This window comes from Luteimonas sp. TWI596 (assembly GCF_039674105.1).
Taxonomy (GTDB): domain Bacteria; phylum Pseudomonadota; class Gammaproteobacteria; order Xanthomonadales; family Xanthomonadaceae; genus Luteimonas.
The window spans coordinates 112844-133588 of sequence record NZ_JBDJMU010000010.1; the positions used below are offsets into that span (position 1 = coordinate 112844).

25 protein-coding genes are annotated in these 20745 nt (G+C 70.9%); 7 read left to right on the top strand and 18 right to left on the bottom strand.

All coding sequences use genetic code 11. The features are described from left to right. Nucleotides 1-163: 163 nt before the first annotated feature. The 4 genes from ABE487_RS09760 (at nt 164) to ABE487_RS09775 (ending at nt 3690) form a co-directional block, all read left to right on the top strand. Nucleotides 164-718, top strand: coding sequence for a YqgE/AlgH family protein (locus tag ABE487_RS09760; protein ID WP_346445185.1), 555 nt, complete (start codon nt 164-166; stop codon nt 716-718). Further along, nucleotides 715-1203: a Holliday junction resolvase RuvX gene (gene ruvX, locus ABE487_RS09765; protein ID WP_346445186.1), complete on the top strand. Its 489-nt coding sequence runs from the start codon at nt 715-717 to the stop codon at nt 1201-1203. The genes ABE487_RS09760 and ruvX overlap by 4 nt, the downstream gene beginning before the upstream one ends. A 70-nt stretch (nt 1204-1273) precedes the next feature. Beyond that, nucleotides 1274-2221: an aspartate carbamoyltransferase catalytic subunit gene (locus ABE487_RS09770; protein ID WP_346451205.1), complete on the top strand. Its 948-nt coding sequence runs from the start codon at nt 1274-1276 to the stop codon at nt 2219-2221. 71 nt (nt 2222-2292) lie between these two features. Continuing rightward, on the top strand, nt 2293-3690 hold the full coding sequence (locus ABE487_RS09775; protein WP_346451206.1) for an amino acid permease: 1398 nt from the start codon (nt 2293-2295) through the stop codon (nt 3688-3690). A gap of 58 nt (nt 3691-3748) precedes the next feature. On the opposite strand, the gene ABE487_RS09780 is transcribed toward ABE487_RS09775, so the two are convergent. From ABE487_RS09780 to ABE487_RS09855, 16 genes are all read right to left on the bottom strand, one after another. Further along, nucleotides 3749-4579 carry a prolyl oligopeptidase family serine peptidase gene (locus tag ABE487_RS09780; protein ID WP_346451208.1) on the bottom strand — a complete coding sequence of 277 codons (831 nt, stop codon included), beginning with the start codon at nt 4577-4579 and terminating at the stop codon, nt 3749-3751. A 25-nt stretch (nt 4580-4604) separates the two neighbouring features. Further along, complete coding sequence (locus ABE487_RS09785; protein WP_346451210.1) at nt 4605-5243, bottom strand: DUF1294 domain-containing protein; 639 nt, start codon at nt 5241-5243, stop codon at nt 4605-4607. An 11-nt stretch (nt 5244-5254) separates the two neighbouring features. Beyond that, nucleotides 5255-6616, bottom strand: coding sequence for a magnesium transporter (mgtE, locus tag ABE487_RS09790; protein WP_337244287.1), 1362 nt, complete (start codon nt 6614-6616; stop codon nt 5255-5257). 137 nt (nt 6617-6753) lie between these two features. Then, complete coding sequence (ptsP, locus tag ABE487_RS09795; RefSeq protein WP_346451211.1) at nt 6754-8487, bottom strand: phosphoenolpyruvate--protein phosphotransferase; 1734 nt, start codon at nt 8485-8487, stop codon at nt 6754-6756. Between the two features lie 58 nt (nt 8488-8545). Next, complete coding sequence (locus tag ABE487_RS09800; RefSeq protein WP_241945511.1) at nt 8546-8815, bottom strand: HPr family phosphocarrier protein; 270 nt, start codon at nt 8813-8815, stop codon at nt 8546-8548. Nucleotides 8816-8857: 42 nt separating this feature from the next. After that, nucleotides 8858-9250: a PTS fructose IIA subunit family protein gene (locus ABE487_RS09805; RefSeq protein WP_337244290.1), complete on the bottom strand. Its 393-nt coding sequence runs from the start codon at nt 9248-9250 to the stop codon at nt 8858-8860. A 113-nt stretch (nt 9251-9363) separates the two neighbouring features. Then, nucleotides 9364-10233, bottom strand: a complete 870-nt coding sequence (gene rapZ / locus ABE487_RS09810; RefSeq protein WP_346445192.1) for an RNase adapter RapZ — start codon at nt 10231-10233, stop codon at nt 9364-9366. Then, nucleotides 10230-11189, bottom strand: coding sequence for an HPr(Ser) kinase/phosphatase (gene hprK / locus ABE487_RS09815; protein WP_337244292.1), 960 nt, complete (start codon nt 11187-11189; stop codon nt 10230-10232). The genes rapZ and hprK overlap by 4 nt, the downstream gene beginning before the upstream one ends. Further along, complete coding sequence (locus ABE487_RS09820) at nt 11186-11659, bottom strand: PTS sugar transporter subunit IIA (protein WP_346445193.1); 474 nt, start codon at nt 11657-11659, stop codon at nt 11186-11188. The genes hprK and ABE487_RS09820 overlap by 4 nt, the downstream gene beginning before the upstream one ends. Nucleotides 11660-11844: 185 nt before the next feature. Further along, nucleotides 11845-12171, bottom strand: coding sequence for a ribosome-associated translation inhibitor RaiA (gene raiA / locus ABE487_RS09825; RefSeq protein WP_183427396.1), 327 nt, complete (start codon nt 12169-12171; stop codon nt 11845-11847). A gap of 135 nt (nt 12172-12306) precedes the next feature. After that, nucleotides 12307-13746, bottom strand: a complete 1440-nt coding sequence (locus tag ABE487_RS09830) for an RNA polymerase factor sigma-54 (protein WP_346445194.1) — start codon at nt 13744-13746, stop codon at nt 12307-12309. Nucleotides 13747-13782: 36 nt separating this feature from the next. Further along, nucleotides 13783-14502 (bottom strand): LPS export ABC transporter ATP-binding protein, encoded by a 720-nt coding sequence (gene lptB / locus ABE487_RS09835; RefSeq protein WP_346445195.1) that lies wholly within the window; start codon nt 14500-14502, stop codon nt 13783-13785. Further along, complete coding sequence (gene lptA, locus ABE487_RS09840; protein WP_346445196.1) at nt 14502-15068, bottom strand: lipopolysaccharide transport periplasmic protein LptA; 567 nt, start codon at nt 15066-15068, stop codon at nt 14502-14504. The genes lptB and lptA overlap by 1 nt, the downstream gene beginning before the upstream one ends. Further along, entirely contained in the window at nt 15046-15609 is a 564-nt protein-coding gene (gene lptC / locus ABE487_RS09845; RefSeq protein ID WP_346445197.1) for an LPS export ABC transporter periplasmic protein LptC, read from the bottom strand. The genes lptA and lptC overlap by 23 nt, the downstream gene beginning before the upstream one ends. Beyond that, nucleotides 15606-16157: an HAD hydrolase family protein gene (locus ABE487_RS09850; protein ID WP_346445198.1), complete on the bottom strand. Its 552-nt coding sequence runs from the start codon at nt 16155-16157 to the stop codon at nt 15606-15608. Before ABE487_RS09850 ends, lptC begins: the two co-directional genes overlap by 4 nt. Before the next feature lie 33 nt (nt 16158-16190). Further along, nucleotides 16191-17129, bottom strand: coding sequence for a KpsF/GutQ family sugar-phosphate isomerase (locus ABE487_RS09855; RefSeq protein WP_346445222.1), 939 nt, complete (start codon nt 17127-17129; stop codon nt 16191-16193). 235 nt (nt 17130-17364) lie between these two features. On the opposite strand from ABE487_RS09855, the gene ABE487_RS09860 reads away from it, so the two are divergent. The 3 genes from ABE487_RS09860 to ABE487_RS09870 are packed head-to-tail and all read left to right on the top strand — an operon-like array spanning nt 17365 to nt 19174. Further along, complete coding sequence (locus ABE487_RS09860; RefSeq protein WP_241945522.1) at nt 17365-17613, top strand: BolA/IbaG family iron-sulfur metabolism protein; 249 nt, start codon at nt 17365-17367, stop codon at nt 17611-17613. Further along, a complete protein-coding gene (gene murA, locus ABE487_RS09865) occupies nt 17613-18872 on the top strand; it encodes a UDP-N-acetylglucosamine 1-carboxyvinyltransferase (protein ID WP_346445199.1) in 1260 nt (419 codons plus the stop codon). The genes ABE487_RS09860 and murA overlap by 1 nt, the downstream gene beginning before the upstream one ends. A gap of 2 nt (nt 18873-18874) precedes the next feature. Then, a complete protein-coding gene (locus ABE487_RS09870) occupies nt 18875-19174 on the top strand; it encodes a hypothetical protein (protein ID WP_346445200.1) in 300 nt (99 codons plus the stop codon). Between the two features lie 135 nt (nt 19175-19309). Here ABE487_RS09870 and ABE487_RS09875 read toward each other — a convergent pair whose 3' ends face one another. Continuing rightward, on the bottom strand, nt 19310-20026 hold the full coding sequence (locus tag ABE487_RS09875) for a DUF3108 domain-containing protein (protein WP_346445201.1): 717 nt from the start codon (nt 20024-20026) through the stop codon (nt 19310-19312). Beyond that, complete coding sequence (locus ABE487_RS09880) at nt 20027-20743, bottom strand: DUF3108 domain-containing protein (protein ID WP_346451212.1); 717 nt, start codon at nt 20741-20743, stop codon at nt 20027-20029. It abuts the gene before it with no gap. Nucleotides 20744-20745: the final 2 nt, after the last annotated feature.

A 20745-nucleotide genomic window follows, 5' to 3' on the forward strand; every position in this document is an offset into this window, starting at 1 on the left:
GGCCCGGACCGGCGACTAACGCCAGCCGGCGATGCCGATGCGGACCGCCAGGGGGCGGGCTTGCGCGGCAGGCGGCGAGGGTGGGCAGTGGATCGCGCCTGCGCGATGCTGGCCTTCAGGTCGTGCACGCGTCGCCTGCGGGGCGGCCGGCTAGAATGTCGCCATGTCGTTCTTCGCCAATCACCTGCTGGTCGCGCTGCCGGCGCTGCAGGATCCCGACTTCGCGCGCTCGGTCGCGCTGATCTGCCAGCATGACGCCGATGGCGCGATGGGTGTGGTCGTCAACCGGCCCTCGGAGTACACCCTGGGCGAGGTGTTCGAGCAGATGGGCATCGTGCTCATCGACCAGCGCCTGCGCGACCACCGTGTACTGGCCGGTGGGCCGGTGCATCCCGAGCGCGGCTTCGTGCTGCACGACGGCGACCCGCGCTGGGACTCGAGCCTGGCGATCGCCGAGGGGCTGAGCGTGACCACGTCGCGCGATGTGCTCGAAGCGATGGCGGCCGGCGAAGGGCCGGACAACGCGATCGTCGCGCTCGGCTGTGCCGGGTGGGGCGCCGGCCAGCTCGAGCAGGAACTGACCCAGCACAGCTGGCTGACCGTGCCCGCCGATGCCCCGTTGCTGTTCGACACCCCGCTCGACGCGCGCTGGCAGGCGGCGGCCGGCCGGATCGGCGTCGACATGACCCTGGTCGTCAGTCACGGCGGACGGGCGTGAGCGAGGCCGGGTCCGAATCCGCTGCCCCGGCGATCCGCCGCGACGGCACGGTGCTCGGGTTCGATGTCGGGGCGCGGCGCATCGGCGTGGCCGTGGGCAGCGCGTTCGGCCACGGCGCGCGCGCGCTGGCGGTGGTCGACGTGCATGGCGGCCAGATCGACTGGCCGGCGGTCGTGCGGCTGCACAAGGACTGGCGGCCCGACGGCATGATCGTCGGCGACCCATTGACCCTGGACGGCGGCGACCAGCCCGCACGGGTCCGGGCGCATGCGTTCGCGCGCGAACTCGTCGCCCGCTTCGGCCTGCCGGTCGTGCTGATCGACGAGCGGGCGAGTTCGATCGAGGCGGCCCGCCGCTTCGCTGTCGACCGGGCCGAGGGGCGCCGGCGCCGCCGCGACGCGGCGACACTCGACGCGGTCGCCGCGGCGGTCATCGTTGAGCGCTGGCTCGCCGCGCCGGACACCGGCACGCCGGTGATGCGCTGACCGACGCGCGCTATCCGCGCGGGCACCGGGTGCGGGACAATCGAGTTCCCGCCGCTGCCCGCCCACCGCGATGTCCCAGACCGCTTCTTCCGCGCAACTCGACGCCGACGGCCGCCTGCGCCATCTGCTGACCCTCGACGGCCTGCCGCGTGCGAGCCTGGAGATGCTGCTCGACCGCGCCCAGGCGATCCTCGACGGGGACGAGCGCAATGCGCGCTTGGCCGGCGTCGCGGTCTGCACGCTGTTCTTCGAGCCATCGACGCGGACCCGGCTGAGCTTCCAGCGCGCGACCCAGCGCCTCGGCGCCGACGTGCTCGGCTTCGACGCGTCGACCTCGTCGACGACCAAGGGCGAGACCGCGCTCGACACGTTCCGCAACATCGAGGCGATGGGCGTGCGCGGTTTCGTCGTGCGCCACAGTGCCGACGGCGCGGTGGCCGCGCTGGCGCAGGCCGCCGCGCCGGACACCGCACTGCTCAATGCCGGCGACGGGCGCAGCGCGCATCCCACGCAGGGCCTGCTCGACATGCTGACCTTGCGCCAGGCCAAGGGCACGGATTTCTCGGGTCTGCGCGTGGCGATCGTCGGCGATGTGAAGCACTCGCGGGTCGCACGCAGCGACCTGCAGGCGCTGCGCACGCTCGGCGCCGGCGAGATCCGCGTGTGCGGCCCGGCGGCGCTGCTGCCGGACGAGGCCACGCTGGCCGGCTGCGCGGTCTCGCACGATCTGGATGCCGCGCTCGACGGTGTCGACGCGGTGATGATGCTGCGGTTGCAGCGCGAGCGCATGGAGGAAGGCCTGGTCGGCTCGCTGGAGGACTATCACCGCGACTACGGACTCGACGCGCGCCGGTTGCGGCTGGCCGCGCGGGATGCGGTCGTGCTGCATCCCGGCCCGATGAACCGCGGCGTGGAGATCGCCGACGAGGTCGCCGACGGCCCGCAATCGTGGGTGCTGCGCCAGGTGCGCAATGGCGTCGCGGTGCGCATGGCGGCGCTGGAGGCGCTGCTGGCCTGAGCCCGGGCGCGGGCCGGTTACGGCGACGCGAATCGGGTATCGTGCCTGCCTTTCGACCCAGGCCGGCCCCGATGCAGCCCACCTCTACGCCCCGTCCCGAGGCCGCCCGCCCGGTCGCGGTCTCCGCGCACGCGCTCAAGCCGCGCCAGCTGGTGATGATGGGCCTGGGCAGCGCGATCGGCGCCGGTCTGTTCCTGGGCTCGGGGGTCGGCATCCAGGCCGCCGGTCCGGCGGTGCTGCTGTCCTACCTGATCGCCGGCGCGCTGGTGATCGTGGTGATGCACGCGTTGGGCGAGATGGCGGCGGCCAAGCCGGCCAGCGGCGCGTTCTCGGTCTACGCCGAGGACGCGATGGGCGCCACCGCGGGCGCGACGGTCGGCTGGCTGTGGTGGCTGCAAGTGGTGATCGTGATCGCCGCCGAGGCGGTCGGCGCGGCCGGCCTGCTGAAGACCCTGTGGCCCGGCCTCTCGGTGCCCGGGCTGGCGCTGACGTTCATGGCGGTGTTCACCGCGATCAATCTGCTGGGGGTGCGCAATTTCGGCGAGTTCGAGTTCTGGTTCGCGATCCTGAAAGTGGTCGCGATCCTGGCCTTCATCGCGGTTGGCGTCGCGCTGTTGCTGGGCTGGCTGCCGGACGTCGCATCGCCGGGGCTGGCGCATTTCCATGCCAATGGCGGCTTCGCGCCGAACGGGCTGATGGGCGTCGGCGCGGCGCTGCTGGTCGTGGTGTTCGCGTTCGGCGGTACCGAGATTGTCGCCATCGCCGCTGCCGAGACCGACGATCCGGCGCGCAGCCTGGCGCGTGCGATCCGCACCGTCGCCTGGCGCATCCTGGTGTTCTACCTGGGCTCGATCGCGGTGATCGTCGCCGTCGTGCCCTGGGACAGCCCAGCGCTGGCCTCGCCGTTCGCGGCGGTGTTGCAGGTGGCGCGCATTCCCGGTGCAGCGGCCGCGATCACCCTGGTCGCGGTGATCGCGCTGCTGTCGGCGCTCAACGCCAACCTCTACGGCGCGTCGCGGATGATCTGGTCGCTGGCCCGGCGCGGCGAGGCGCCGGCGGTGCTCGGGCGCAGCGATCGCCGCCAGGTGCCGGTCGCCGCGGTGCTGGCCAGCGTCGCGTTCGGTTTCCTTGCAGCGGGCCTGGAACTGCTGTTCCCGCAGCGGGTGTTGCCGGTGCTGCTCAACATCGTCGGCGCGACCTGTCTGCTGGTCTGGACGATCGCGCTGGTCTCGCAGCTGATCCTGCGCCGCCGCGCGGATCGGGCAGGCACGGCGCTGCCGTACCGGATGCGCGGGTTCCCCGTGCCGACGCTGGCCGCGCTGGCGATCCTGGGGCTGATCTTCGTGCTGTTGATCGCATCCCCGGACACCCGCGCGCAGTTCCTGTCGATGGTGCTGTTGACCACGGTGGTCGCCGCGCTCGGCGCGCTGGCACGCCGGCTGCGGACCGGGGCGCGGTCCGCGCGCTAGTTGCCTGTCGGGCGCGGCCGGCGATGCCGGCACGCGTTCTGCCCGGTCGACGCGTCGCTCAGCGCCGCTGCGCGAACAACCAGTCCCACATTGCTTGTGTGGCGTACGCCGCGTCCCAGCTGTTGTGATTGGCGTCGGGGAATTCGGTGTAACGCACGTCGGCGCCGACGCGCTGCAGCGCTGCGTACATCCGGCGCGACTGCTCCGGGGGCACGACGTCGTCGCGGGCGCCATGGAACAGCCAACTGGGGATATCGCGCAGCCGTTGCGCGGCGGCATCGAACGGGTCGGGCGCCTCGCGGGTCGATTCGACCTGCAGGCTGTTGAGATCGGGGCGGGTGCCGGGCGGGGTGATACCGCCGCAGACCGGCACCAGGGCCGCGAAGCGCTCGGGCGCTCGCAGGGCCAGCGACCAGGTGCCGTAGCCGCCGCGGGACATGCCGGTCAGCGAGGTGCGGCGCCGGTCGCCGTCGAACTCGACCGTGGCGGCATCGAGCGCGGCCAGCGCCATCGTCGCCACGTCGCCTTCCCACGATGTGCCCTCGGGCGATTGCGGAAACACCACCAGGGCCGGGAAATCGGCCGCGTGCGCGCGCACGTGGGGCCCCAGGCCGGCGTGGGTCTGCTTGTCGCCGTCGCTGCCGCGCTCACCCGAGCCGTGCAGGAACAACACCACCGGCAGTGGCCGGGGCACGGCCGCCGCCGGCACGAAGACCTGGTAGGCATGGCGGCGTCCGCCGACCTCGACCGCGCGGCGCACGAAGTGGCCCGATGCCGGTGTGGACGACAACGAGCGGCAACCGGCGAGCCAGGCCGCGCCACCGGCGCCGGCGAGTGCGAGACCGCGCAGCACGCGGCGGCGGGACGTGGAATCGGGGGGCAGGGACATGGGAGGCTCCAGGACGGGGGCGCGCTCAGGGGGCGGGCCGGAGGACGAGGGCGAGGGCGATCGCATGCAGCGCGATCATCGTCACGAAGACATGGCGGTAGGCGCGCTTGGCACTCTTGTGCCGCAGCAGGCGTTGCGCGAGCCAGGCGGCCGGCCAGCCGCCGAGCAGTTCGAACAGGTGCAACTGGGCCTCGGGTGTGCGACGGCGCCCGGCCTGCGCGGCGCGCTTGTCGAGCGCGTACATCCCGAACGTCACCAGGTTGAGGACTGCCAGCGCCGGGACCAGCGCTGCGGGCAGGCGGCCGATGGCGATGCCCCAGGCCAACGCCGCGGCCCACAACGCGATCGCCAGCGTCATCGCCAGCGCGCCGCCGTGCCCTCGTGCGTGCAACCGAGCCGCTGGCGGCGCCTGGCGCCGCCGCCGATCGCGGGCGGCGGTCAGTGACACACGAACCACCCGATGGGCGCGCCAGCGGCCATCGGGCTGGCGTTCGGGCGTGTAGCGCACGATCTCGCCGACGTCCGGCCGGCGGCCGCCCTGGTCGTAGTCGCGGATGTGGAAGAACGCGCGCGGCCCGTCGGCAGGATCGAGCGGCTCGACGAAGCCGTAGCCGCGGCCGTCGTCCCAACTGGCGATCTTTCCCGGTTGCGAGGTCGGCGGCATCGATGAGGCCCTCAGCGCAGCATGATCGCAGTGGCCAGGCCCAGAAAGCTGAAGAAGCCCATGATGTCGGTCACCGCGGTGACGACCACCGTGCCGGCGACTGCGGGATCGACGCGCATGCGCTTGAGCAGCAACGGCAGCAGCACGCCAGCGGTCGCGGCCGAGCAGAAGTTGATCACCAGCGCGGTGAAGATCACCAGCGACAGCACCCAGTCGTGGAACCAGACCAGCGCGACCAGGGCGACCAGGGTGCCGATCAACATGCCGTTGATCAGCGCCACGCGCAGTTCCTTCCACATCAGGATGCGGGCGTTGCTGGCGCCCACCTGGCCCAGCGCCAGGCCGCGCACCATCAACGTGAGCACCTGCACCGCGGCATTGCCGCCGATGCCGGCGACGATCGGCATCAGCACCGCCAGCGCCACGACTTTTTCGATCGTCGCCTCGAAGCGACCGATCACGAAGGCGGCCATGAACGCGGTCAGCAGATTGATGCCCAGCCACACCACGCGGCCGCGCACCGCGCGCCGGATCGGCGAGAACAGATCCTCGTCCTCGTCCAGACCCGCCGCGCCCAGGGCCTGGTGTTCGGCCTGCTCGCGGATGATGTCGACCACGTCGTCGACGGTGATCCGGCCCAGCAGCACGTTACCGTCGTCGACCACCGGCGCGGACACCCAGTCGTTGTCGGAGAACTGGCGCGCGACCTGGTCGGCCGATTCGTCGACATGGATCGAGTCGAGCTCGTCGTCGATCAGCCGATTGATCGGGGTGCCGGGGTCGCGGGTCACCAGATCCTGCAGCGCGACCCAGCCGATCAACTGGTGCCGGCGGTTGACCACGTACAGGTGGTCGGTGTGGTCGGGCAGTTCGCCGCGCAGGCGCAGGAAGCGCAGCACGACATCGACCGTGGTGTCGGCGCGCACCGTCACCACGTCGGGGTTCATCAATCGGCCGGCGGTGTCCTCGGGATAGGAGAGCACCTGCTCCAGGCGCTCGCGGTTCTCCCGGTCCATCGACCGCAGCAGCGTGTCGATGACCGCATCGGGCAGGTCCTCGACCAGGTCGGCGAGGTCGTCGATATCGAGATCTTCGACTGCGGCGACCAGTTCGTCGGGGTCCATGTCCGCGATCAGGCTCTCGCGGACCTCGTCGCCGACGTGGACCAGCACCTCGCCATCGTCGTCGGCATCGACCAGCCCCCAGACCACGATGCGCTTGTCGTGGGGCAGGGATTCGAGCAGGTTGCCGATCTCGGCCGGCGCCAGCGTGTTGACCATGCGCCGCACCGGCCCCAGCCGCCCGCTGTCGAGGGCATCGGAGAGCAGACGCAGCTGGCGCGCGGTCTTGTCGTGGCGGACGGCTTCGGCCATGAACGGCTCCGTTGCGCGTCGCGACGCACGCGGCGCGACTGGGTCAGATGTGCATCGGCGCATTATCCGCGCTGCCTGCCCATCTGCACACCCCGGTCAAGCGCGACGGTTCGCGCGCGTTGGGGTGGGGCACCGGCTCAGCCGGCTGTGCGCTCGGGCTGCGCGGCATCGAGCCAGCGTTCGATCGACGCACGGTCGCGTGCGCGCAGCAACGCCGGCGTCCGCGATCGCAGGGTGCCCAGGTCGATTCCGCGGATCGCGCGGCGCACTTCCAGCAGTGGGGCGGGGTGCAGGCTCAGTTCCTCGATGCCTAACGCCAGCAGCAGCGGGGTGAAGCGCGCGTCGCCGGCGATCTCCCCGCAGACCGAGGCCGAGATGCCGCGCGCACGCGCCACGCGCACGATGCCGTGCAGCAACCGGATCACCGCCGGGTGCAACGGTGAGTACAGGTCGCCGAGCGCATCGTTGTTGCGGTCGGCGGCCAGCAGGTACTGCACCAGGTCGTTGGTGCCGATCGACAGGAAGTCGAGCTCGCGCACGAACGTGGGCAGCGCGATCGCCGCCGACGGCACCTCGATCATCGCCCCCATCGCGATCCGCTCGGCGGTCTCGTGCCCCTCGGCGCGCAGGTCGCGCTGGACGCGGTCGAGCAACCGGCGCACTGCGACGATCTCCTCGCGGCCGCTGACCATCGGCACCAGCACGCGCACCGGGCCGTAGCCCGAGGCGCGTGCGATCGCCCGCAATTGGGTCTCCAGCAATCCGTTGCGCGCCATCGACAGCCGGACCCCGCGCAGCCCCAGTGCGGGATTGGGCTCGTGACGCAGGGCCAGGCCGGTGTCGTCGGCCTTGTCGGCGCCGATGTCGAGGGTGCGGATCGTGACCGTGCGGCCGGTCATGCCCAGCACCAGATCGCGGTAGGCACGGAACTGCGCGTGCTCGTCGGGGATCTCGCGGCTCTGCAGGAACAGGAATTCGGTACGGTAGAGGCCGACGCCGGCCACGCCGAGCGCATGCGCCTCGGCGACGTCTTCGCGCGATTCGGCATTGGCCCACAGCTTCATGTCGACGCCGTCGAGCGTCTTGCTCGGCTCGCGACGCAGTCGGCGCAACTGCTTGCGCTCGCGCTTCTCTTCGCGCACCCGCGCGCGATAGGCGCGCAGGTCCTCGGCATTGGGCTCGACGACGATCTCGCCGGTGGCGCCATCGACGACCAGCACCGCGCCATCGTTGATCTGGGCCAGCGCCTGCGGCGCGTTGACGATGAGCGGCAACTGCAGGCTGCGGGCGAGGATCGCCGAATGCGACAGCGTACTGCCGGTCGAGGTGACGATGGCCAGCACGCCCTGGGCCTGCAGCCGGCCGACCTCCGATGGCGCGATGGCATCGGTGACCAGGATCTCGCCGGCCACGCCCTGCAGCTCGGCCTCGTGCGCATGCAATGCGGCGTGGACCCGTCCGATGACGTGATCGATGTCCTCGATGCGGCTGCGGAAGTAGGCATCGTCCATGCCCTCGAACACCGCGGCCAGGCGGTCGCGCTGCAACCGCAGGGCGTAGTCGGCGCCATAGAGCCCGGTGCCGACGAGCTCGTCCAGGCCCTGCAACAGCTCGGGATCGTCGAGCAGCAGCGTGTGCAGATCGAGGAACTCGCCGACTTCGTGGGCCAGCGCGCCGTGCAACTGGTCGCGCATGATGCGGATCTCACCACGCACCTGGGCGATCGCGGCATGCAGCCGCGCCAGCTCGTCCGGCGCCTGCTCGGGGCCGATCCGCTCTTCGGCGACCTCGAGCGCATGCGGCTCGCGGACGCGCGCACGTCCCAGCGCGTTCCCGCGCGAGGCGCCGTGCCCGTGCAGCGACTGTCGCATCAGGCGCGCTCGCCCGCTACCGGACGGCAGGTCGCGCGCGCGGCCAGCGGGGTATCCATCATCCTTCCTCGTCGAACCGGCGTTCGAACAGCGCGGCGGCTGCGTCCATGGCGGCGGCCTCGTCATCGCCATCGAGCCGCAGCACGACCCGGGTGCCGTGACCGGCGGCCAGCAGCATCACCCCCATGATGCTCTTGGCGTTGACCTCGCGGCCCTTGGCGAGCAGCGTCGCATTGCAGCGGAAGCCCGACAGCACCTGCACCAGCTTGGCGGTGGCGCGCGCATGCAGGCCGAGCTTGTTGGCGACGAGCAGTTCACGTTCGATCATCGGGGGTGGGGCCTGTCCTGGAAGCGGGAGATGGGGGGCGCGTCAGGCGTCGTCGAGCACGACGCCGTTGCGGGCGCCCGCCGCGGCGGTGGCCGGCAAGGTGTCGAGCGCCTGCTCAGGATAATTCATCACCCGCAGCAGCATCGGCAGGCTGAGCGCGGAAATGCGCCGCGCCGGGGTGCCGAGCCGCGCGAGCTGCGCGGCGACGTTGCTGGGGCTGGCGCCGTAGAGGTCGGTGAGGATCAGCACGCCGTCGCCATCGTCCACCGTGCGCATCGCCGCGCTGGCCTTGGGCAGCGACACCTCGAGCGCTTCGTCGAAGGGCACCTCGAACACCGCGGTGCGCAGCGGCAGTTGCGTCAACAGGCGCACGGCCACGGCATGCATCGCCGTGCCGATGCCTTCGTGGGTCAAGAGGAGTACGCCGACGGCCATGCGTGGACGTTACCAGAGCGAGGGGACCGCCCGGAAGCGTCGCGGCCGTGATGCAGCGTCCGCGCCCGCCGCGCGGCCGCTTGCGCCGCATGCGCTGGGTCGGGCGACAGCGCTCAGTCGAGCTCGCGGTGCCAGGTCGCCACGTCCGGCCAACCGGTCTCGCGGGCATGGCGCGCGAGCGCCTCGGCCAGGTAGACCGAACGGTGCCGGCCGCCGCTGCACCCGAACGCGACGGTGACATAGCTGCGCGTGGCACTGCGCATGCGCGGCAGCCAGGTGTCGAGGAACTGCGTGACCTGGGTCGCGAACTCGCCGACCTCGGCATGGGCCTCGAACCAGGTCCGCACATCCACATCGCGTCCCGACAGCGGCCGCAGGCGCGGATCCCAATGCGGGTTGGGCAGCGCGCGCGCGTCGAACACGAAATCGGCATCGGGCGGCACGCCGCGCCGGTAGGCGAAGGATTCGAACAGCAACGACAGCGCGTCGTCGTCGGCGAGTTGCAGCTCGGTGACCACGCGCCGGCGCAACTGGTGGACATTGAGGTCGCTGGTGTCGATCACCGTATCGGCCAGCGCGCGCAGCGGGCGCAGCAAGGTGCGCTCGAGCGCGATCGCGTCGGCCAGCGACACGCCGACGCGGCTGAGCGGATGGCGGCGGCGGGTGTCGGCATAGCGGCGCAGCAGGATCTCGTCGCCGGTCTCGAAGAACACCAGGCGCGGGTCCAGGCCCATGCGGCCGACCTCGGCCAGCCAGGTCGGGATCCGCGACAGGTCGGTGTGCCGGTTGCGCACGTCGATGCCGACCGCGAGCCGACGCGGCGGCTCGTCGGCGCGGGTCACGTTGCCGACGAACTCGGCCAGCATGCCGGCCGGCAGGTTGTCGACGCAGTAGAAGTCCAGGTCCTCGAGCGTGCGCAGCGCGACCGACTTGCCGGCCCCCGACAGGCCGCTGACCACATACAGCAGCGGGGCGTCGGTCATGGCGCGCCTCGCTCGAGAAACTGCGAATGCCGGGCCAGGAACGCCGCTGCCGGGTCCAGGCCCTTGGTGCGCAGTACATGCGTGCGGGTCGCGGCTTCGGCGAGCACCGCCAGGTTACGGCCCGGCATGACCGGCAGCGTGATCAGGGGCACGTCCAGGTCGAGCACGCGGCGGATGCCCAGATCGCCAGTCAAGCGCACCATGCCGTCGCCGTCGCCGGCCAAGGGGTCGGCATTGGGCCGGCTCAGATGCACGATCAGCCGCAGATACTTGTTCCGCTTGACCGCGGTGTCGCCGAACATCTCGCGGATGTTGAGCACGCCCAGGCCGCGCAGTTCCAGCAGGTCCTGCAGCAGCTCGGGGCAGGTGCCGTCGAGCACGTCGGGTGCGATCTGGGTGAACTCGGGCGCGTCGTCGGCGACCAGGCGGTGTCCGCGGGTGATCAGCTCGAGCGCCAGTTCGCTCTTGCCCGAGCCCGATTCGCCGGTGATCAGCACGCCGATCGAGTAGATCTCCATGAAGACGCCGTGCAGCGTGATCCTGGGCGCGAGCACGCGCGCCAGGTGGTACTGCAGCAGGTTCAGCAATTCGTGGCCACGGTTGGGCGAGCTCCACAGCGGCGTCTGCGATTCTTCGGCCGCCTCGCGCAGGTCTTCGGGACAGGGCTGGTCCTTGCTGATGACCAGCGCCAGCGGCCGGTACTGGACGATGCGCTCGATGGTCTCCCAGCGCAGCCGCGAATCCAGCCCGTCGAGCCAGGCCAGTTCCTCGGTGCCCAGGATCTGCACCTTGTTGGGATAGATGATGTTGAGGTAGCCGGCGAGCGACGGGCGGCGGGCGATCGTCTCCACCGCCTCGAGCGAGCGCTGCGCGCCATGCTGGCCGGCCAGCCAGCGCAGCCCCAGCCGATCGTGCAACTGGGCGAACAGCTCCTGCGCTTCGATGGTCGCGTTCATGCGTCGGCTGCGGTGGATTGCCCGACGTCGTCGAGCAGCAGCGCCTGCAGCGCATGGCGGTCGCGGGCACCGCGCAGCGCGTCGCGGAAGGTGCCATCGGAGAAGCGCTCGACCAGGCCCGAGAGAAACTGCAGGTGCTGCTCGACCAGATGCTCGGGCACGCACATCGCGAACACCAGGTCGACCGACTCACCGTCCGCGGCGCCGAAGTCGACCGGCGACGATAGCCGCAGGAACGCCGCGCGCGGCTCGTGGAATGCGCCGCTGCGTGCATGAGGAATGGCGACGCCGCGTCCGATGCCAGTGCTGCCCAACTGCTCGCGTTCACGCAGCGCGCGGCCGAGCAGCGGAGTCATGGTCGGCGAATTGCCGGACAGCAGACGCGCAGCCGAATCGAGCACAGCGTCGCGGGAACCGGGCGCAACCAGCATCACGATGCGGTCGGCCGAGAGCAGATCGGAAAGAGGCATGCCGAGCGGGCTCGAGGACGGGCGTGGGGCCAGCAGTCTAGCCCGATTCGACGCCGGGCCGCCGCCGCGCGCGGTCCGCGCCGCGGCGGGCAGTTCGCTTGCGGCCTGGGAGAGGGCGGTACAGGGCGGCGTCGTGGGTCCGCGGTGCTGGCCGGCCGCATCGCAGCGGCCGGCCAGGGCTGCGATCAGCCGAACGTGCCGTCGCGTGCGGGATTCTCGCCGCGATGGTGGTCGACGATCTTCTTGCGATGCTTGACGACGATCCGGTCGAGCTTGTCGGTCAGCAGGTCGATCGCGGCGTACATGTCGACCGCGCTGGCATCGACGTGCTGGGTCTTGCCGGCGATCGTCAGCGTCGCCTCGGCCTTGTGATCGGGCTTTTCCAGGCTGAGCTGGACGCGGACCTCGAGCGGGCCGTCGAAATGCCGGGAGAGCTTCTGCAGCTTGGTCTCCACGTACTCGCGCAGCGCGGGCGTCACTTCGATCTGATGGCCATGGGTCTCGACGTGCATCGGCAACCTCCTTCAAGGTAGGAAACGGACCGTCGGCGCATGTCGCGGCGGTCCGGGTTCAGAGTAGCGCGGCCGGCGTGGCTGACAAGCGGCCACCGGTCGCACCCTTAGAGACCATCGTGCGGGGCGGGAAGTTCAGGCGATGCGAACACGCTCGTGGGACGAGGCGATCTGCATCGCCTCGCGATACTTGGCCACGGTGCGGCGTGCGACCGGCACCCCGGCGGCCTTGAGCGAGTCGGCCAGACGCGCATCCGACAACGGCTTGCGCGGATCTTCGGCGTCGATCAGGCCACGGATCATCTGCTGGATCGCGGTGCTCGAGGCTTCGCCGCCGCCTTCGGTGCCGATGCCCGATGCAAAGAACGCCTTCAGCGGCAGGGTGCCGCGCGGGGTGTGCACGTATTTGCGCGCGACTGCGCGCGAGACGGTCGACTCGTGCAGGCCGATCTCATCGGCGACCTCGCGCAAGGTCAGCGGCCGCAACGCGCGTTCGCCGAACTCCAGGAACCCCGACTGCTGGCGCACCAGACAGCGCACGACCTTGAGCAGGGTGTCGCCACGCGCCTGGAGATTGCGCAGCAACCAGCGCGCCTCCTGCAGGCGCCCGCGCAGATAGCCCGCGTCGCTGCTGCAGGCGTGCTCGATCATGCGCTCGTAGCCGCGGTGGATCGTCAGTCGCGAATGCTGACGGCCAGCCAGCGTCACGCGCCAGACGCCGCTGTGGCGGCTGATCACGCAGTCGGGGGTGACGTAGTTGTCGTGCGGCACGCCGCCGATCCGCGCGCCGGGCCGCGGGTCGAGGCTGCGCAGCAGCTGCAAGGCGGTCTGTGCCTGCTCGAGCGTGTGGCCCAGCGCGTCGGCCAGGCCCTGCGGGCCGAGTCTGGGCAGTCGCTCGATATGCGTGGTCGCCGCCTGCAGCGCGAGGGTGCGTCCGGGCGTGTCGGCGGGCAGCGCCTCGAGCTGCAGCCGCAAGCACTCGCCCAGGTCGCGCGCGCCAACGCCGGGCGGATCGAAGCGCTGGATCCGGCACAGCACCGCAGCGATCTCCGCCTCGGTGGCGCGGGTCTCGGGCAGCAGTGCCTCGGCGATGCCCGCGAGTGTTTCGCGCAGGTAGCCATCGTCGTCGATCGCATCGATCAGGGCGATGCCGATGTTGCGGTCCCGCGGCGAGACCGGGCTCAGGTGCCACTGCCAGGACAGGTGGTCGCGCAGGTCTTCGGACTGGACGATGCGATCGGCGGGATCGCCATCGCTGTCGCTGTCAGCGTCGCCCCGCTGCCCGCCGGACGCCCGCCAGCCATCGTCGCTGTCCCAGTCGGATGCTGCAGTCTCGTCGTGCGTCGAATTCTGCGTGTCGGGCGTGTCGTCGCTGGCGGCTGAGCCGCCGTGCTCGCCGGCAGAGCTGTCCGGGGTCGGCGCGTCATCCCAGTCGAGCAACGGGTTGCTCTCCACCGCCGCCGCGATCTCGGTCTCCAGTTCCACCGCCGAGAGCTGCAGCAGATGCAGCGCCTGACGCAACTGCGGCGTCAGAACCAGGTGCTGCCCCTGCGATGTCTGCAACCGTGGCTTCATCGTCCCCGGATCTCCATGGCCGGATACGCGAGCACGTTACAGACGGAAGGAATCTCCAAGGTAAACGCGGCGCACGTCCGGATCGGCCAACAGCGCCTCGGGCGCTCCCTGCGCGAGCACGCCGCCATCGCTGAGGATATACGCGCGGTCGCAGATTCCCAAGGTCTCGCGGACATTGTGGTCGGTGATCAGCACGCCGATACCGCGTTCCTTGAGATGGGTGACGATGCGCTGGATCTCGCCGACGGAGATCGGATCGACGCCGGCGAACGGCTCGTCGAGCAGGATCATCCGGGGATTGGCAGCGAGCGCGCGTGCGATCTCCACCCGGCGGCGCTCGCCGCCCGACAGGCTGGCGCCGGTCTGGTCGGCGACGTGGCTGATCTGCAACTCGTCCATCAGATCGGCCAGCGCCTTGTCGCGGCCCGGCTTGTCGAGGTCTTCGCGCAGTTCGAGCACCAGCATGATGTTGTCGGCCACGCTGAGCTTGCGGAACACCGAGGGTTCCTGCGGCAGGTAGCCGACGCCGCGCTTGGCCCGGGTGTACATCGGCTCGGCGGTGATGTCGTGGCCGTCGAGCACGATGCGGCCGGCATCGGCCGGCACCAGGCCGACGATCATGTAGAAACACGTGGTCTTGCCGGCGCCGTTGGGGCCGAGCAGGCCGACGACCTCGCCCGCTTCGAGCGTCAGCCCGAACTCCTTGACGACCTCGCGCTGCTTGTAGCGCTTGCGCAACCCCTCGGCGACGAGCATCAGCGGCCGCCTTCCGGCGTCGACCGGGACGCAGGCTGTGCGGCGGGCGTGGCGGGCGGCTGCGCCGGCTGGCGGTTGCGTGGCTCGAACTGCATGCGCACGCGGCCCTGGCCGTCGCCGCCCCCCTGCACCTGACCGGTGGACATGTTGTAGACGATGCGCTCGCCTTCCATGCGGCCGCGGCCGGGCTGGTTGACGACCGCATTGCCGGTCAGCACCACCGTGTCGTTGGGCATGTTGTAGTCGGCCTGGGCGGCGGTGGCGTCGACCCAGCCGCCATCGTCCATCTGCTGCTTCATCTTGACCGGCCCGCCTGTCAGGATCACGCGCTGGAACTCGCCCCCACGGCGGCGCACATCGGCGCGGCTGGCCTGGATCTCGAGCGTGCCCTGGCTGATCGTCACGCCGTTGGTGAACAGGCAGGGCAGCTGCTCGTTGCTGACCGAGCAGTCGCTGCCGCCGGCGTCGACCGACAGCGTCTGGTTGCGGTCGGCTGCCTTGGCCAGGACGGTGCCGGGCACGAGTGCCAGGACGAGGAGCAGGCTAGCGGCGGGAGTTGGGTTCATTGCGGAATTTGACCTGGGAAAGGAGTTCGATCCGCCCCGACGTAAGATCGGCGCGCATGCCCGTGCCTTGCATTGTAGAGCCGGGCTGGACCACGTCCACGAGCGCGTCGGAGGCCGCCTGGTTGCGTTGCGGGAACACATCGAGCGCCTCGGTGCGCATCGTCGTGGGGCGCGGCGCGCCGTCGGGGCTGGTCGCGGTGACCTCGCCGCGCAGACGCACCAGTTCGTTGTCGTCGGACACCCAGCCGGTCTTGGAGCGCACCTGCCAGTGGCCGCCGGACTCGGCAGGAATGTTGAACACCGGAGTGACCAGTTCCAGCGTGCGCGCGCCCGGAGTCTGCTGCAGTTGCGGCGCCTGCACCGCGAACGCTTCGCGGCCGTCGCTGTCGAGCGCGACGAGGTCGAAATCGCGCAGCAGATAGTCGGTGCGGGTGTCCGCGGGGCCGTCGATGGTCAACCGGTCCTTCTGGCGCCAGGCCGACCAGCCCGATATCAGCGCGCCGGTGAGCAGCAACAGGGTGAGTCCCAGGCGCCAGTTCACGAGACCCGCCCGTCGGCGTGGATCGTCGCCAGGCGACCCTGCGCATGCAGGATCAGGTCGCACAGCTCGCGGCCTGCACCGCGTCCGCCGGGCGCACGCGTGCACCAGTGCGCCGCCGAGACGGCGCAGGCGTTCGCGTCGGCGGGTGCCACCGCCAGGCCCGCTTCGCGCATCGCGCCGACGTCGGCCAGGTCGTCGCCCATGAACGCGACCTGGTCGTCATCCAGGCCGAGCTCGGCGCACAGCGCAATGACCCGGGCCCGCTTGTCGGCGACATGCACGTGCGCCTGCACGCCCAGGTCGGCGGCGCGGCGCTCGACGATGCCGCCGGGACGCGCAGTGACCATTGCCACCGTGATGCCGGCCTTGCGCAGCAGCACCAGGCCCTGGCCGTCGTGGACGTGGAAGGTCTTGATCTCCCGTCCGTCACTGTCGAAGCCGAGCCCGCCGTCGGTCAGCGTGCCGTCGACGTCGAAGCACGCCAGGCGCACGCGCGCCGCGCGCGCGAGCACATCGGGCGGCACGTGGTCGAACAGGGAGGCGGGCATCGGTATCGTTCTGTCCATGAATGGAGAGTGGGGTTACACCACGCGGGCGCGCAACAGGTCCTGAATATTGAGCGCGCCCACGACCCGGCGCCCGGCGTCGAGCACCGGCAGCATCGTGATCTTGCGCGTCTCCATCAGCCGCGCGGCTTCCACCGCCAGCGCGTCGGCGTCGATCGCGATCGGGTCGCGGGTCATGACGTCGGCGATACGGGCATCGCGCACATCGATGCCCGGGTCGGTGAGCGTGCGCCGCAGGTCGCCGTCGGTGTACAGGCCGATCAGCCGCTGGGCCTCGTCCACGACGACGGTCATGCCCAGCCGCTTGCGGCTCATCTCCATCAGCGCATCGGCCAGCGAAGCGTCCGCGCGCACGGCGGGCACCTCGTCGCCGCCGTGCATGACGTCGCGGATGTGCAGCAGCAGGCGCCGGCCGAGCGCGCCGGCCGGGTGGGAGCGAGCGAAGTCGTCGGCGGTGAAGCCGCGCGCGTCCAGCAGCGCCACCGCCAGCGCATCGCCCATGACCAGCGAGGCGGTCGTGCTGCTGGTCGGCGCCAGCGCCAGTGGGCAGGCCTCGGCCGGCACGCTGATGTCGAGATGGATGTCGGCGGCCGTGGCCAACGTCGATGCCGGGCGGCCGGTCATCGCGATCAGGCCGTTGCCCTGGCGCTTGAGCACCGGCAGCAGCATCAGGATCTCGTCCGATTCGCCCGAGTACGACAGCGCCAACACCACGTCGGCGTCGGTGATCATGCCCAGGTCCCCGTGCCCGGCCTCGCCCGGATGCACGTAGAACGCCGGGGTGCCGGTCGAGGCCAGGGTCGCGGCGATCTTGCGGGCGACATGGCCGGACTTGCCCATGCCGGTGCACACCACCCGCCCGCGGCACTCGAGGATGCGCGCGCAGGCTGCGGCGAAGGCGCCGTCGAGGCGGGCGGCCACCGCGTGCAGGCCCTGGACCTCGACCTCGAACACTTGGCGACCGCTGTCGGCGAACGCCGCCGTGGGCGTGGCGGGGCGGGCGGAGACGGCCTGGGCCGCGTCGTCGAACGTATCCGGCAAGGGTCTTTTCCGTTAGGCTAAGCCATTCATTTTATGCGCTTCCCGGCGTGAATGCCCCGCGACCGTCGGCGGCGTCGAAGACGGCTCATCCCCGCTTCACGCGAGGCGGCGCCCGGCCCCGTCCTGCGGCGCCCACAGGATCGAAGACTTGGATACCCGCACCATCACCGCACTCATCCAGCAGGGCATGCCCGACGCCCATGTGCACGTCGAGGGCGCCGACGGCGTCCATTTCGAAGCGCTGGTCGTCTCGCCCGCGTTCGCCGGCAAGCTGCCGCTGGCTCGCCATCGCATGGTGTATGCCACGCTCGGCACGCGCATGGGCGGCGAGATCCATGCGCTCGCGCTGCGCACGCTGACCCCCGACGAGCACGCGCGGCAGACGGGGCAGGGCTGATGGACAGCATCATCGTCTCCGGCGGCGCCACGCTGCAGGGCGAGGTCCGCATCTCCGGCGCCAAGAACGCGGTGCTGCCGATCCTGTGCGCGACGCTGCTGGCCGACGCGCCGGTCGAGATCGGCAATGTCCCGCATCTGCACGACGTGCTGACCACCGCCAAGCTGCTGGCCGGCCTCGGCGCCGGCGTCGAGCACGACGTCGACGGCGCGCGGGTGATCGTCGATCCGCGCGGCGTGCACAGCCATGTCGCGCCGTACGAACTGGTCCGCACGATGCGGGCCTCGGTCCTGGTGCTGGGCCCGCTGCTCGCGCGCTTTGGCGCGGCCGAGGTGGCGCTGCCCGGCGGCTGCGCGATCGGCGCCCGGCCGGTGGATCTGCACATCAAGGCGCTCGAGGCGCTGGGGGCGACGATCACCGTCGAGCACGGCTTCATCCGCGCCCGGGCGCAGCGCCTGCGCGGCGGGCACGTGGCGTTCGAGACGATCAGCGTCGGCGCGACCGAGAATGTGCTGATGGCCGCCACGCTGGCCGATGGCGACACGGTGATCGACAACGCCGCGCGCGAACCGGAGATCGTCGATCTGGCGCAGTGCTTGGTCGCGATGGGCGCCGACATCCGCGGCGCCGGCACCTCGCGGATCGAGGTCCGCGGCGTGGAGACGCTGCACGGGGCGCAGCACGCGGTCGTCGCCGACCGCATCGAGACCGGCACCTTCCTGGTCGCCGCGGCGATGACCGGTGGGCGGGTGACCGCCACGTCCGCGCGTCCCGATACGCTCGGCGCGGTGCTCGACAAGCTGCGCCAGGCCGGCGCCGAGGTGACCATCGACGGAGATCGCATCACGCTCGACATGCACGGCCGCCGCCCGCGCGCGGTCGACATCGTCACCGCGCCGCATCCCGGGTTCCCGACCGACATGCAGGCCCAGTTCATGGCGCTCAACTGCATCGCCGAGGGCCGCGGCACGATCGACGAGACGATCTTCGAAAACCGCTTCATGCACGTCAATGAACTGATGCGCCTGGGCGCAGAGATCGACATCGACGGGCCGCGGGCTTCGGTCACCGGGGTCGAGCGCCTGAGCGGTGCGCCGGTGATGGCGACCGATCTACGCGCTTCGGCGTCGCTGATCCTCGCCGGCCTGGTCGCCGAGGGCGACACCACGATCGACCGCATCTACCACCTCGACCGCGGCTACGAGCACATCGAGCGCAAACTCGGCGGCCTCGGCGCGAACATCCGGCGGGTGCGCTGACGATGGCGTTCCGCGGTCGCATGTCGAGCCGGCGGGTGGCGCTGTTTGCGACGCTCGCCGTGGTGTTGCTGGCGCTGGGCTGGATGCGCTACACCGGCGCGGCAGCCCTGAGCGGCATCGAGTTCAAGGACATGGACTGGAACGAGGATGGCGAACTGACCCGCAGCGAGGTGTTGCAGGGCTTCTTCACGATCGTCGCCGTGCGCACGACCGACGGTGCACGCAGTTGCGTCGATTACCGACGGCGCGGCTCGGGCGAGTCGATCCGTGTCGAGTGCCGGACCACGCCCGCCGCGCCGTAGCCAGCGGGCAGCGTGCGATTTTGCGAGGCGAAATCGCACGCTGACCCCGGTTTTGGCCCGGGCGATCGGCCGTCATCACGCCAATAGAGAAGGCCCCGCAATGCGGGGCCTTGTTCGTTCTGTCGTCAGCGGCGCTCAGTTCACCGATTGCAGGCGCATGTCGATATGGTCGCTGCCGTCGCGGCGCTGCAGCAGCCGGGCCGGGACCGGCAGGTCGTCGACGATCCAGGCCACGATCTCGCGTCGCCCGTCGGTGCGCACCACCTTGGTCGCTTGCAGCGTCCGGCCGCCGACGGTGACCGCCTCGGTCCCCTGGCGCTCGAACACCTGACGCTTGCTGCGGCCGTCCTCGACCAAGCGATAGCGTAGCGGTGAACGGCCGGCCTGCACGTCGCGCACCAGCACCAGGTTCATCAGCATGCCGTCCAGGTCGCCGGGCTGCAGCTTCACCGGACCGCCCTGGTCGTCCTTGACGTCGCCGCGCCAGCGCGCCTCGCCGGCGTTCCAGTCGTAGGTCGCGTTGACGGCGCGGCGCTTGACCAGCATCGCCGCCAGGCCCGACTCGCCACGCTGGGAATCGGTGCTGCTGATCGGCCGCCACTGCTCGCCATTGGCCTCGAACACCGTGCTCTGCTCGAGCCGGGCGCCGGCACCTGCGACATTGAGGCTGTACTTCCAGCGGTCGCTGCCTTCGCGGGCGAGCTTCATATCGGCCTGCGCGCGCAAACCCATGAAGGTCGTCTGGTAGGTCGCGGTGAAGGGCTCGAGCGCCAGCGCCGGCAGCGCGGCGAGCGACAGCAGGGCGGCGCCGCAGGCGGCGAGCAGGCGGGGGCGGCGGGTCGTCTGAGGCATTCAGGGGGCTCCTTGGTATTCAACGAGACGCAGGTCGATCGCGTCCTCGCCGTCTTCGCGTTGCAGGATGCGGATGGGGGTGGGAACGCCATCGGCGATCCAGACGATCATCTCGTCATTGCCGCCGTTGGTCCGTGAAACCCGCAACGCCGAGTAACTGACGTCGGCGACCTGGACGATCTCCGGCTCGGGCGCGGTGAGGTAGGCATAGTCGCGTGCGCGGCCGCCGTCGACGAAACGGTACTGCAGCGCAGCGCCGGGAGCGGCATCGCGGACGAGCGCCAGGTTGATCAGCAGCGCGCTCATGTCGCCGGGCTGCAGCGGCACCGGGGCACGGCGGCGCTTGCTGATGTCACCGGTCCAGGTCGCCACACCGCGTGTCCAGTCGTAGACGCCTTCGGTGCGACGGTTGAATAGCACCGCTGCCTTGCGCAGCGTGTGCTGGGTCAGCGGGCGGAAGGTCTCGCCGACGAGGTCGAAGCGGGTGCCCTGTTCGACGTTCAGCCCGAGGATGCCGGCGAACCCGCGGTTGCCGCGGATGCTTAAGTCGATCCGCCAATTCGGTCCGTCGGGCTGCAGGCGCATGGTCGCAGCGCCCGCCTGGCGGCCCTGGTACCAGGCCTCGTAGGTCGCGACGAACGGCTGCAGCGGTGCCGCGTGCCCGGCGGGCATCCAGGCGATCAGCAGGCCGGCAACGAGGGCAAGGAGAGGGCGCATCC